We start from the raw sequence: 13061 nt of genomic DNA, 5'->3' as shown, positions 1-13061 counted from the left end.
TCTGCCGTTTGTCTTGCAATTCCTTTCACTTTACCTGTAATTCTTCAGCAAAACTCCCATGAAGAAGCTTGTTTTGACGCTCGTGGCGGCCGCTGCTTTGCACACGGCCTCCGCTCAAAATTCTGCCGTTACCAACGCCATTCTCTATCAGAAGCAAGGCACGCTGGATAAAGCCCGCACGGAAATCGATAAGGCCATCACCAACGAGAAAACCCAGGGCAAAGCCAAAACCTGGTATACGCGGGGTGAAATCTACGAAGGCATTGTAGCCAGCCCCATTTACGGTAAATCAGTGCCTGCCGCGGAAGCTACCAAAACGGCTTTCGAGTCGTACTCCAAGGCAGTAAGCTTGGAGGGTAAAGACAGTGAGTACGGCAAGATGGCTACCGCCAAACTCGACGGTCTGTATGGTCTGGCCCTGAACTCCGGTGTAGAGAGCTACAACGGCAAGGATTTCGCCAAGGCTATCGAATCCTATAAAATGGCTCAGCAGATTCGCCCGCAGGATTCCACAGCGTATCTATATGCTGCGTATGCTGCTGAAGCCAATCAGGACTTCGCCGGAGCTAAGGAAATGTATGGCAAGCTGCAAGGCATTGGGTATAAGTCTCCGCAGATGTACGGCCGCCTGCTGCAAATAGCCCGTCAAGATAAGGATGAGGCTGGTGCAATGAAAGCCATTCAAGATGCCCGGGCCGCATACCCTTCAAACAAAGGCTTTATGCTGGAAGAGCTGAATATGGATATCAGCGCGGGCCGTAGTAAAGATGCCCTGGCAAAAATTGACGCGGCTATTGCTGCCGATCCTAAAAATGCGAATCTGTATGCTGTAAAAGGCGGACTGCTTGATGCTGCTAAGCAGCCAGCCCAAGCGATGGATGCTTACAAGAAAGCAGTGGAAGTCGAGCCGAATAACTTTGATGCCAACTTTAACCTTGGTGTATACAACTATAACAAAGGCGCGGAGTTGTTCACTAAGGCTAGCAAGATGAGCTTGGCCGAATACCAGAAGAGCGGTAAGAAATACGAAGCCGATGGCAAGAAGTGGTTCCAGGAGTCAATTCCTTACTTCGAGAAGGCATTGCAAATCCAACCCGATGACCGTTCTACCATCTCGTCGTTGCAGAAAGCTTACCTGCGAGTGGGCCGCACGGCGGACTCAGAGCGTATGTCAGCTAAGCTGGACGCCAAGAAATAAAGTGCAGAACAACCTCACTGTATTATAAGTGGGGGAGTTATAAAAAGGCCGGATCGGGAGGTTCGGCCTTTATTCTTAATTTACACTTAACATAATATAAATTATAAGACAGTTGAATATTTCTATTTACCCTGTATTATCTGCCGTTAACCGGCCTGTCGACGAGAGTTTGTCCTGCTCTCTATTAAGCATGTGTGCTTGCAAAGAATGTTCAGGACTTATACTGCTCGAATAGCCCAATGAGAAAGTAGCGTCCGGATTCTACTGTTGTACTGCGGAGCGGTATTATGCTGTGGCTGGTTAGCAAAATTCCACCGACAGGTATCTGTAAAATATCCTAGTGGTTGGCTGAGTAACTGCCAGCTGTTGCAGCATCAGTACTTACGTCATGCATAGGAAGACTGATGCTGCAGCGGCTTAACGAAACTGCAGTGACGGATGCATTAAGAATATTTACGACTTTGCCTATTGGACAGTTATTACTGCAGCTGCGGAAGCCACGGTCGTTTCTAGCGTTTCAGGTATGTACGCGCTTATCCAGGATTGAACAGGTAGACAGGGATGCATGCGGAGTGATAATCCTGGGTGTGGGGCCAGGCGCTTGTCCTTAGGATAAGAACTCGCTTTGAAGCTTCTCTCCTATTACTCATATCGGTTTTCACCGGATATCCTACGGGCAAACTCTTACATAGGAAGCACACTGGCGAGAACATTGCTGCAGTTGAGCAGCCACTCATTATAGTCGTTTATCATGGCATTTGTGCGACTCAAATATTATATGGGTTAACTCCTGCAAATCAGGCTCAAAGCGTGCTGTAAGGCAGTATTGTGATGTTTAGGGTCCTTTAGTGCTCTCCCGTCCTCCCCGCCCCTATAATAGAGGGTATTAAATATTAATGTACTTAAGTTTTCATCCGTTATTATCCACAGCAAATATACAATAGTATAAATTGGTATAAAAAGTATAAGAAAGTTCAACTTTTATATACTTTATACTGCTAACATATACTTTTATATCTCGTATATCTGTATTATTGCTCCTGTATTACTCACTCTGACTTTCACTCTTTTTTATGCCTAAGACCATAGACTATCCACGCACCACTTATATCAGTGCTTGGGAAGTAGCTGAGGTTGTCGATGACACTGGTGGAAAGTGTGCCATTGATACAGCAGCGCGGAAACTCAATCGTAAAGTAAGCGGCTCCTTTAAAGCCATCATTGGCTCGGCTGTAAAGTTTGGGCTACTTACCAGTAAGCGTGAATTCCTGACTACTACTAACCTCTTTCGTCGCATCAAACATGCCTACGATAAAAATGAGGAGCGTATTTACCACCGTGAGGCGTTCTTGCACCCTCCTCTGTTCAATCAGATCTGTCGGAAATTCCGCAACCGCGAGCTACCGGTGCACATGTTTGATGTAATGCTGGTACGGGAGTTCGGGGTTGAGGAAATTAATGCGCAGGGGGTAGCCAAAGCATTTATCGATGGTGCCCGGATGGCCGGTATCCTCGATGAGCACAATGTCATAGCTGACATCGACCAGTTAGCTGCTCAACAAGCACCGCGTAAAGAGCTGGCGAGTACTGAAATGCCCACGAATCTCTTTCGGGGGGTTTCTTCTGCTACGTCAGCATCTGCAGCCGCTGGTACACCTCCTACTCACGTAAGTACTAACACACATTCAAGTCCTAGCCAGCTTGCGGGCTTTGTGCCTCCCGTTACAGCTCCTTCCCGTACGGCTGATGCGGTGTCGAGCTTGTTTGGGCTGGATACGGATGACTTGGATGAAACTCCTTTCCTGGAACATCCCGAGCTACACCAGGAACAACCACCTGTTTCGTTCAACAGTGCACCTACCCAGGCTATAGCTACCAGTGTATTGCCCGAAGCAGCTCCGCCAAAGCCACCCGTTGAATCCACCGCTGCAACGGCTCAGCGAAACCATCAACCAGCCACCCAAACACAACCGGGCATTTACTCCATACACATTCAAGGACCAGGCATTGATACCCAACTATCCCTGCAGGAAACGGATGACCTTGATATTGTAGAGGTACTATTGAAGCAGATACGCCGACGCCTGTCTGCTTCGTAAAGCGTAAGCGGCCTCGTCCTGCCATTATCCTATCAGGATCCCCCACTCGACTACTGACAGACCAGTAGCAGTCAGGTGGGGGATTTTTCTAAACCTGTACCAAAGATTCTTTATGTTAATGAATTATGTTAAATAGATTTTTTTACAAGTAACTCATAACCAGCCTACATTAACCAAGCACTCCTACTTTAAAATTGGATCTATCCTCGCGACGAACCAATATCCGGCAGAAGCATTACGGCCCAGATAAAAGCTATCTACACCGTGTAGTCGGACATGTTTATCCCACCCTACCGGCAGCTTACGATGGATGGGTGAGCCTGCCAGTAACATGACTGGTCGATACAGACGCTTCAATGAATCGATAGTTGGATGCCACACCGGCACGGTACGTCCAACGTTCCACACCTGCTTAACGTGCACGGTATCGAGGCTCCGCCACTGGGATATACCCTGAGCCATTGGTAACCGACGCACATCGGTGATACGCACCAGACCCGGCGTGTCCCGGCGGGCTTCCCAGGCTGGATACGCTGGCATCAATAGGCCTAGAATGCCGCCAGCCAGCAAAAACGTAGCTCCTGTAAGTAATTTGACCCGTGGCCGGCACAGTCCCCACCCTCCTATCCAGCCGGCCACTCCTAGAAACAACACTACGCCCATTATCCAGCGCGTGGACCATAGCCCGAAACCCGGCAGGCTGGTAACGGCCATCAGAATGGGTAAAGCCAGGGCTATACTGGCCAGGAGCACGCCCCAGCTTCGCACCAGAAGTTTATCGGTACGGGCCAGGAGACCTGACTCCCAGTGTCGCAGCACCCCCGCCACCAGCAGGGCTAACGGAGGCATTAACGGCAGCATATACCGCTCCTTTTTCTCCGGCACCAGACTCAGTAATATCAGCCCGATTACTGCCCACCCTAGTGCCAACATGTAGGGGATGTAGGGGGAAACGCGCCGTCGGGCATAAGAAGGAATTAGCCCGGCTAACGCCGTGAGGGCCCACAACCCGGTGAAAGCGAAAAACGACCAGTAGTACCAGATGGGTTGTACGTGCCGCTCGGCCCACGATGATATTTCGGTGTGGGCCACAGCTCGCGCCGCCGGGGCTACGTGCCACCAGATATACGCTGGCCAGCTCAAACCGATACCAAGTGCCACCACCACTGCGGCCAACGTGGATTTCCAGTGTTCCCGTACCCTAGCCCGGTTATCAGGTTGCCCCACACTGTATGCCACCAGAAATGGTAACAACAACCCATAGAGCGGAACCGGACCTTTGCTCAGAATAGCCAGACCAGCTAACACCCCACCACCTACTATACTAGCCCAGCCACCATCCGGGCGCTGCCACCCCCGCACCAGAAGCCACAGGCAGCCCACCATCCAGCTATTGGCAAAGATGTCCCACTGCCCCTCCCGGCCGGTGGTGATGACCAACAGACTGCTGGCCAATATCAATCCCCCTAGCCAGGCCGTGCGACCGGGTGCGGCGGTTTCGGCCGGCTGATTTCGCGTCAGTTCCCGGGCCAATCCCCAGAAGAATACCACCAGCAAGGTAGCCATAATGGCAGCGGGCAGCCGCAGGATACCCAAATCGTGGGTGGGGCCCGTAACCAGTTGTACGGCCGCGGTAGCCCAGGTAGGTAGGGGCGGCTTGGCCAGGCGCAGTTCCCCGTTCATGGTAGGTATCAGCCAAGAACCCCCAGCTACCATCTCACGGGCGGCTACAAAGTTGCGCGCTTCCATCAGGCTGACGGCGGGAGCCGACCCATGCCAGAAGAAGCTACAGGCACATACTCCTAATACCGTGGCAACTCGCCCCCATCGACTAGAGGATACTTGGTGTAGAAATGAGGGCATACAGACAAAACATACAGACAAAGAATAGCCACCGTAGCACACACTACGGGGCTAGCGCATAGGTTGATCCGGCTAACCAAGTATCAGGGCTGCTGGCGGCGTAGCGTCGTACGCAGCTGCCGAACGTTATCTACCTCGTAGGCATCGGGGCCGGTGGCTACCACGCGGCTAACGGCCCGGGCTGAGCGCCCACCGAAAACGACTACCTCCCGCCCTAACGCATGGAGCTCAGCCGCGCGGGTGGGGTTGATGGCATCCTTGTGCAACACGGCTACCTGCACCTGCGGAAGCTGCCGGAGCGTGGCTACATCCTGCGCAAACTCGTTGTTCATTTCGTAACCCAACGGCACCTGAGGCAGCAGCACCCGCAGATACTCCAGGGTACTGGCCCGGTTGGTAAGGATAAGCAGCCGGCTGGCTGGAACCTGATACTTGGTTATCAAATCCCGCAACCGACGGGCTAAGGCCTGGCTGCGGGCCACGTCGCTGCCGTTGCAGTCATCATCCTCGTGCAGGTCCAGGTGCAGATAGGGAAATTCGGGCTCCTGACTCAGCCGCTGGAGCAAGGTTTCGAAAGTGAGCAGCTTTTCGTGCTGCAGCCAGTCATAGGGCCAGCCACCCCGGTAGCGTAGTTGGGTAAGAACAGCCGCGGGAGTTTGGCTCACGCAGCCCATCCCATTGGTCATCGACGCCAGCGTATTGTCGTGGTACAACACCGGGATGCTATCCTGACTCAGGCGAACATCCACTTCTACCCCATCGGCGCCCCGATGCAACGCCCGCTCCACACTGCGGAGGCTGCTGGGAGGTAATGGATTGAAAAAATGAAAAAAGCCGGACCCTGCGTGGCCAATAACGAGCGTCGAACGCGCGGCCGGGGCTGGGGCAGTTGGTTCGTCGGTTGCCCGGCCCGGGGCAGCGGCCACCAGCAGAGTACAGCTCACGGCCAAAGGCCGAAGCAACGCGGATACCAATGTGTTCATGACAGGAGCAGTGGAAAGAAGCAGAAGCGTGCCCCGGCCCGCAACAGACAACCGGCAACGGCACCCCCCTGTATACGCAGCATAACCGGCCGCGGGTAATTCCGGTTACCTTTGCGCCCCGCCTCCGGGCAAGCATCTTTCTCCCTCCTTTTCTCCCTGCACCCCACGCATGGCATCCATTCTGGTAACGGGCTGCGCGGGCTTTATTGGCTCGCATCTCGCTGAACGGCTGCTGCACGACGGACATCGTGTCATCGGCCTCGATAATTTTGACCCGTTTTATGACCGCGCCCTGAAGCAGCAGAATCTGGCTACCTGCCTCACCCACCCCCGTTTCAGCTTTCATGAGGCCGATTTGCGCCACGGACTGGATGCCTTGGTAGATGCCCTGCCCGCCGACCCCGTGGATGTAGTGGTTCACCTGGCTGCCAAGGCCGGAGTGGGTCCCTCGGTAAAAGATCCAGTTGGCTACCTGGAAGCAAACGTACTGGGCACCACGCACCTACTGGAATGGATGCGCCACCGCGACATTCAGAAGCTGTTCTTCGCGTCCTCCTCCTCGGTATACGGCAACACCCCGGAGCAGCCTTTTCGGGAGGATATGCCCTTGCTGGCCGCCTGCATCTCGCCCTACGCCGCCTCCAAGCTCAGTGGTGAGCAGCTCACCTATACCTACCACCACCTCTACGGGATGGACGTGCTGAATGCCCGGTTTTTTACCGTGTATGGCCCCCGGCAGCGCCCCGACCTGGCCATCCATAAGTTTGTGCGGCTGCTACGCGAAAACCACCCTATTTCTGTTTTCGGAGATGGAAGCACGGCCCGCGACTACACATTTGTGTTGGATACCGTGGCGGGCATTGTGGCCGGCGTACAGTACCTACTCAGCCGTGAGCACGTGTACGAAACCGTGAACCTAGGCAACAGCCGCCCTGTGCCGCTACTGGAACTCATTGCCGCCGTGGGCGAGGCCGTGGGGGTTGAGCCTCAATTGGAGTTTCAGCCTATGCAGGCCGGCGACGTTGATATTACCTACGCCGATATCCGCAAAGCGCAGCAGTTGCTTGGCTACGCTCCTAAAACTACACTATCGGATGGGTTATCCCAATTTGTGCAATGGCTTGACCAGCAGCCGCACTAGTCTACTTATCCGACCGAAAAATTAGAAGTTTCGCGCACCAAAATCTGGGGAACTGCGTATGTTTGCAAAGCGTGGCAGACGGCCCCGCTAAAACAGGGAGCCGGGCCAGGCCCCGCCCCCTGTCCGAACCGGCTATTTGTGGTGGAACAGCGGCAATAGCCACTCTTTCAGTACAAACAGCGTCACCTGCAGCAGCAGGGACTTGTTCTCCCGAAGAAACCGCCGTACGGTTTGTTTCGGGTTCGTACGCACCTTTCTCATGGAGTAAGAAGATAGGGTGTGTATTCACCCGCTTCTTGAAACCCCGATTGCGCCAACAGTCGGGGTTTCGCCGTTTATAGGCTACCGTGTTGGCGGGGTGTTTACCGTACGCTTGGTTCAAAGATACGCACGCATTTCGTGCTAACAACGGACAGTATGGGAGGAATTAAGGACGCATATAATACCAAAAAAGCGGGAGTGGTGACTAGTCACCACTCCCGCTTTTTTGCTTCGCTAAGCTCATCTACCGCACCGGGGCTCTGAGTTCATTGGGACCCGTGCGGCGTAATTCGCGGCGGAGCAGCACAATATTGCGGGCGTACACTACCGTACCGAATACGTTGCCGATAATGAGCACAGCGTCCCAGCGCAGGAAGGCATACACCAGAATCAGTACGGAGCCCACGAAGCTGATAACCCAGAAGCTCAGCGGCAACGAGGACTCCCCTTTCCGCTCGGAATAGATCCACTGATACACGAAGCGGAGCAGGAAAATAGTTTGCCCCACGGCGCCCAGGGCCAGTAACCCAGCCGGAATACGGCTGCCCAGCATGGCCCGCAGGCTGAAGTGCTGAGTACCGGCCACAAACCAACCTAACATAACCACCGGAAAAACGTAGGCCCCGGCCCGAAACCAGGGGTTCAGCTTGTCCCATTCCTTTAGGAGTTGCAGGTTCCGGATGTAGATGGCGTAGCTGATTACCTGCGCCCCGAGAATCACGGGGTCATGACGCAGGATGCCGTACACAATCATCAGAAAAGAGGAAATCAGGCTGATCTGCCAGAACAGGGTGGGCACCAGCACCCGCTTGGCCCGTTCGCTCTGAATCCACTGCAGCACAATGCGGCTCGAGAACAGCAGCTGCGACACCAGCCCAATACCCAGGGCAACGGTTTGCGTCGTCATAGCGCCTCGGGGTTACTTGGCGGCGGCCACGCCAGCTTCCTGGCGGTGGGCCTCCCCGATTTCGTAGTTCTTCCAGCGGCTTCGGATCCAGCGAAACCCGAAGGTGTCCACCAAAGGCTTCCAGGCCCGGTTCCAGAGGTTGTACTTGGCCGTGCCCGCAAACCGCGGGAAGTGGCGCACCGGCAGCTGCTTTACCCGGCCGCCCTGCAGCTGCACCAGCGCCCCCAGGAAGCGGTGCATACCGTGGAACAACGGAATCCGGCGGGCATATTCTATTTTGATGATTTTCAGCGGGCAGCCCGTATCCTGAATACCGTCGTTGATGAGCGTGCGGCGCACCGTGTTGGCAATTACGGACGACATCTTTTTGACGAACGTGTCCTGGCGTTTAGCCCGGATGCCGTTCACCATATCGAACTCCGGGAGGAACTCAAAGAACGTCAGGAAGTCGAGCGGGGTCGTCTGAATGTCGGAGTCAATGTAGCCGATGAGCGTAGTGCGGGCGTGGTCGATGCCGGCTTTCACGGCCGTGCTCAGGCCCCGGTTCTGGCTCAGGCTGATGAACTCATATTGGGTCTTCTGCCGGCATACGTCGCGCAGGATGGCCAGGGAACCGTCGGTGGAGCCGTCGTTTACGAACAGCACAGTAGTAGGCACGGGCGTTTCGGCCAGAAACTTGTCCATCTCCACCACAAACTGCCCCAGGCTTTCTTCTTCATTATACACGGGTACCAGCACCGTGAGACTTTGGGAGGCGAGATAAGCAGCGCGGTCGGGAGCAGCAGACATAGAAGCAAAGGGGTAAAACGGGGCGCAAGGTACGCAAGGTTTTGAGCACGGTACCTGCCCATACGCAAAAGCGGCCGAACAGGTGGGTTCTGGCACCCTACGTACACTACACGCTCTGCTCTTCACGTAACACCGACATCACCAGCTTATCATGGAAGGTACCGTTTCGGTAGCACGCTTGCCGCAACCGGCCTTCCAGCTGAAATCCTGCCCGCTGGTAGGCTTTCACCCCACCCTGGTTCGGCTCCGAAACCGTGAGCATAATCCGGTTCAAGCCCAGTTCATCGAAACCGCGCGCCACCACTTGCCGGGTTACTTCCGTGGCAATACCTTGGCCCCAGTACCGCTTTTCGCCTAGCAGAATGAAATATTCGCCGGCCTGATTAACAGTCGAAATGCCGGATATACCCGCGTGGCCAATCAGCTCCTGGGTTTCCGATAGGTACACACCCAGGTTCAGGCAGCGCGCATCCACCAGCGTGGCTTCCAGCCAATCCGCAACTTTCACCGGCGAATCCATTTGCTGGAAGGCATTCAAGGAGTAAAGAATAACCTCCGGGTCCTGCAGCCAGCGGTGGAAAGTTGCAGCCTGGTCAATTCGCAGGGGTAATAACTGGATAGCGGCAGAAGGCATTGGAAACGGAACTGGCAGAGTTGAAGAAATGGAAAAACGCTGCCCGAACCTACGGAAGGCACCGGCAGCGTTTTCAGGTTTGTTTGGAAGCAAAGGGCGTTACTCTCGCCTCACCCCGCCGGAAATGGTGGTATGGCGCTGCTTGAGCACGTCCACCACGTCTTCCATTGAAAGGCCGGAGGCCGTCAGCAGGACCAACAAATGGTACAACAGGTCGGCGGCTTCGCCTTTCAGGCCCTCCAGGTTGCCACCCACCGCGTCGATGACGGTTTCCACGGCCTCCTCTCCCACTTTCTGGGCGATTTTGGGCATTCCCTTGCGGAACAGGGAGGCGGTGTACGACTTGGGGTCTTCGTCGGGGTGCTGGTGGCGGCGCTGCACCAGGCGCTCCAGCTCCGCCACGAAGCTCACGGCCGGGGCCGGGTAGCGCGTCTGTTGGGGCTGCTCGAAGCAACTGGTGGTACCCCGGTGGCAGGTGGGGCCGTCGGGGCGGGCCAGGATGAGCAGGGCGTCCTGGTCACAATCCGCGTGCTCACTCACCACGGTGAGGTAGTTGCCGGAGGTTTCGCCCTTGGTCCAGAGGCGCTGCTTGGAACGGGAGAAGAACGTCACACGCCCGGTCTGGCGGGTCACGCGCTGCGCCTCCTCGTTCTGGTAGCCCAGCATCAGCACCTGCCCCGTGTGGGCATCCTGCACAATCACCGGAATCAGCCCATCGGGCATTTTGGCAAAATCCATTGGGTTAGTATTGAGTAGTTGGTATTGAGTAGTGAGTAATCGGTTTGATGCACAGTAAGTAGTTTCTCACTACTCAATACCAACTACTCAATACTACATTACAGACGCACGGCAATGCCGTCCTGACGCAGGTGTTCTTTCAGCTCGCGGATACCGATTTCGCCAAAGTGGAAGATACTGGCGGCGAGGCCAGCGTCTGCGTGGGCCTGCTGGAACACGTTGGTGAAGTCCTGCTTGGAACCAGCACCACCCGAGGCTACCACCGGAATGGTGATGGCCCGGCTCACGGCCCCGGTAATGTCCAGCGCAAAGCCGTCCTTGGTGCCGTCGTTGCTCATGGAGGTTAACAGGATTTCGCCCGCACCCCGCTCGGCAGCTTCCCGGCACCACTGCACCGCGTCACGGCCGGTGTTGTGGGTACCGGCCCGGGTGTAGATCTGCCAGCCGTCGGCGTCATGGTAGCGGGCATCGGCGGCCACCACGATGCACTGGGAGCCGAAGCGGGCGGCCAGCTCGTCAATCAGCTCGGGGCGCGCCAACGCGGCCGAGTTGATGCTCACTTTGTCGGCCCCGTTCATCAGCAGGGCTTCCACGTCGGATACGGTGCCGATGCCGCCGCCCACGGTGAACGGAATGTCCAGCTCCCGGGCCACGTCGCGCACCAGGGCCACCAGCGTGGCGCGCTTCTGGTTGGTGGCGGTGATATCGAGGAACACCAGTTCGTCGGCCCCCTCGCGGGCGTAGCGGGCGGCCAGCGCCACCGGGTCGCCGGCGTCGCGCAGACCCTCGAAGCGCACACCTTTTACGGTGCGCCCGTCCTTCACGTCGAGGCAGGGTATGATTCGTTTGGTTAGCATACTTGCTCGTTTTTCGTTAGTGGTTGTTCGTTTTTCGGCTGTTGATTGTTCGTCGGCAGACCTCGTTTCCTCTTAAATGAACCGGGCGAAAAACGAACAACTAACAACGAAAAACGAATCTACAGCCAGGGCTGCAGCTGCTCCAGCGTGATGGTGCCTTCGTAGATGGCTTTGCCAATGATGGCCCCGTGCATGCCCACGGCGGCCAGGGCCTCCACGTCGGCAATGGTGGTGACGCCGCCGCTGGCGATGAGGCGGGCGGCGGGCAGCTGCTCGCGGAGCTCGGTGTACGTAGCGAGCGACGGGCCCTGGAGCTTACCGTCCTTGCTCACGTCGGTGCAGATGAAGGTGGTGGCCCCGCTGGCCAGGTAGCCCTCCACAAACTCCCGTAGCGTCCGTTCGCTCTGCTCGGCCCAGGCGTTGATGGAAATGTGGTTGTCGCGGTAGTCGGCCCCGATGATGATGCGGTCGGCCCCGAAGGCGCGGAGCCAGCCGTTCACGGTTTCGGGCTCGCGCACGGCAATGCTGCCAGCGGTAATCTGCCGGGCCCCGGCGTCGAAGGCCTGGCGTACGGCTTCTTCACTTTGCAGCCCGCCCCCGAAGTCGATGTGCAGGCTAGTGTGGCGGGCAATGCGCTCCAGCACGGGCAGGTTCACGGGGCGCTTGGCGCGGGCCCCGTCGAGGTCCACCAGGTGCAGGCGCTTCACGCCGGCGGCCTCGAAGCGTTGGGCCACGGCCAGCGGGTCGGCATCGTAGGTGGTCTGCTGGGCAAAGTCGCCCTCCGTCAGGCGCACGCACTGGCCGCCTATGAGGTCAATAGCGGGAATGATTTCCATGTGGATTTAGTGCTTAGTGCCGAGTGCTTGGTGCTTATACCGTTCTAACAGCCAATCGGTGCCTAAACTGTTCGCCAGCCTAAGCACTAGGCACCAAGCACTGCGCACTACATTTTCAAGAAGTTTTCCAGGATGCGGGTGCCGACGGGGCCGCTCTTTTCGGTGTGGAACTGCACGGCGTAGAAGTTCTCGTGCTGCACGGCGGCGCTGAACGGCGCGGGGTACGCGGCCTCGGCAATGGTATACTCACCTACCGGAGCGTAGTAGCTGTGCACGAAGTACACGTAGTCCTCAGCGCTGAGGCCTTCGAATAGCGGACCGCGCAAGGCCTGCAGGTTGTTCCAGCCCATGTGCGGCACTTTGTACTCCGGCGTAGCCGGGAACCGCACCACGTCGAAAGGCAGAATACCGAGCAGGTCGGTACCGCCCCCTTCCTGGGTGTGGCGGCCCAGCAGCTGCATGCCCAGGCAGATGCCCAGGAACGGCTGCGTGAGCGTGGGCAGCAGCTCGTGCAGGCCCTGGGCGCGCAGCTCCCGCATGGCGGAGGCGGCCTCGCCCTCGCCCGGGAACAGCACCTTATCGGCGCGGCGAATCACGTCGTGGTCGGCCGTGAGCGTGGCCTGCACGCCCAGCCGTTCCAGCGCAAACAGCACCGACTGCACGTTGCCGCCTTTGTAATCAATGATGGCTATTTCCATTTGAAAATATCAGAAGTCAGCAAGTGTTTATTCTTATGCTTAAACAAATGTATAAAG

General features: G+C 56.5%; 13 protein-coding genes. 3 read left to right on the top strand and 10 right to left on the bottom strand.

Annotated features, from left to right (window positions below):
• Window positions 1–58: 58 nt before the first annotated feature.
• Both LF252_RS06440 and LF252_RS06435 read left to right on the top strand, forming a co-directional pair.
• On the top strand, window positions 59–1198 hold the full coding sequence (locus LF252_RS06440) for a tetratricopeptide repeat protein (protein WP_226268753.1): 1140 nt from the start codon (window positions 59–61) through the stop codon (window positions 1196–1198).
• 1073 nt (window positions 1199–2271) lie between these two features.
• The gene (locus LF252_RS06435; protein ID WP_226268752.1) at window positions 2272–3297 is read left to right on the top strand and encodes a hypothetical protein; all 1026 of its coding nucleotides are present in this window, start codon (window positions 2272–2274) and stop codon (window positions 3295–3297) included.
• A 183-nt stretch (window positions 3298–3480) separates the two neighbouring features.
• Here LF252_RS06435 and LF252_RS06430 read toward each other — a convergent pair whose 3' ends face one another.
• Together LF252_RS06430 and LF252_RS06425 are read right to left on the bottom strand one after the other, a co-directional pair.
• On the bottom strand, window positions 3481–5160 hold the full coding sequence (locus LF252_RS06430) for an ArnT family glycosyltransferase (RefSeq protein WP_226268751.1): 1680 nt from the start codon (window positions 5158–5160) through the stop codon (window positions 3481–3483).
• An 83-nt stretch (window positions 5161–5243) separates the two neighbouring features.
• A complete protein-coding gene (locus LF252_RS06425) occupies window positions 5244–6143 on the bottom strand; it encodes a glycerophosphodiester phosphodiesterase (RefSeq protein ID WP_226268750.1) in 900 nt (299 codons plus the stop codon).
• A 169-nt stretch (window positions 6144–6312) separates the two neighbouring features.
• Between LF252_RS06425 and LF252_RS06420 the strand changes: the two genes are divergently transcribed.
• Window positions 6313–7284, top strand: a complete 972-nt coding sequence (locus LF252_RS06420; protein ID WP_226268749.1) for a GDP-mannose 4,6-dehydratase — start codon at window positions 6313–6315, stop codon at window positions 7282–7284.
• A 132-nt stretch (window positions 7285–7416) separates the two neighbouring features.
• Here LF252_RS06420 and LF252_RS22780 read toward each other — a convergent pair whose 3' ends face one another.
• The 8 genes from LF252_RS22780 to hisH form a co-directional block, all read right to left on the bottom strand.
• Window positions 7417–7545: a hypothetical protein gene (locus LF252_RS22780; RefSeq protein ID WP_262904887.1), complete on the bottom strand. Its 129-nt coding sequence runs from the start codon at window positions 7543–7545 to the stop codon at window positions 7417–7419.
• A 244-nt stretch (window positions 7546–7789) separates the two neighbouring features.
• A complete protein-coding gene (locus LF252_RS06415) occupies window positions 7790–8452 on the bottom strand; it encodes a lipid-A-disaccharide synthase N-terminal domain-containing protein (protein WP_226268748.1) in 663 nt (220 codons plus the stop codon).
• Window positions 8453–8464: 12 nt separating this feature from the next.
• Window positions 8465–9241: a glycosyltransferase family 2 protein gene (locus LF252_RS06410; RefSeq protein WP_226268747.1), complete on the bottom strand. Its 777-nt coding sequence runs from the start codon at window positions 9239–9241 to the stop codon at window positions 8465–8467.
• A 106-nt stretch (window positions 9242–9347) separates the two neighbouring features.
• On the bottom strand, window positions 9348–9875 hold the full coding sequence (locus LF252_RS06405) for a GNAT family N-acetyltransferase (protein ID WP_226268746.1): 528 nt from the start codon (window positions 9873–9875) through the stop codon (window positions 9348–9350).
• Window positions 9876–9974: 99 nt separating this feature from the next.
• Window positions 9975–10613 (bottom strand): bifunctional phosphoribosyl-AMP cyclohydrolase/phosphoribosyl-ATP diphosphatase HisIE, encoded by a 639-nt coding sequence (gene hisIE, locus LF252_RS06400; protein WP_226268745.1) that lies wholly within the window; start codon window positions 10611–10613, stop codon window positions 9975–9977.
• Window positions 10614–10711: 98 nt separating this feature from the next.
• On the bottom strand, window positions 10712–11470 hold the full coding sequence (hisF, locus tag LF252_RS06395) for an imidazole glycerol phosphate synthase subunit HisF (RefSeq protein WP_226268744.1): 759 nt from the start codon (window positions 11468–11470) through the stop codon (window positions 10712–10714).
• Between the two features lie 119 nt (window positions 11471–11589).
• Window positions 11590–12306, bottom strand: coding sequence for a 1-(5-phosphoribosyl)-5-[(5-phosphoribosylamino)methylideneamino]imidazole-4-carboxamide isomerase (hisA, locus tag LF252_RS06390; protein ID WP_226268743.1), 717 nt, complete (start codon window positions 12304–12306; stop codon window positions 11590–11592).
• Window positions 12307–12413: 107 nt separating this feature from the next.
• Window positions 12414–13004 carry an imidazole glycerol phosphate synthase subunit HisH gene (gene hisH / locus LF252_RS06385; RefSeq protein WP_226268742.1) on the bottom strand — a complete coding sequence of 197 codons (591 nt, stop codon included), beginning with the start codon at window positions 13002–13004 and terminating at the stop codon, window positions 12414–12416.
• Window positions 13005–13061 lie beyond the last annotated feature (57 nt).

It is taken from the genome of Hymenobacter pini, assembly GCF_020421205.1.
Lineage (GTDB): Bacteria > Bacteroidota > Bacteroidia > Cytophagales > Hymenobacteraceae > Hymenobacter > Hymenobacter pini.
Note: the sequence above shows the minus strand (reverse complement) of the source record. Positions and strands in the feature narration are given on the sequence as shown.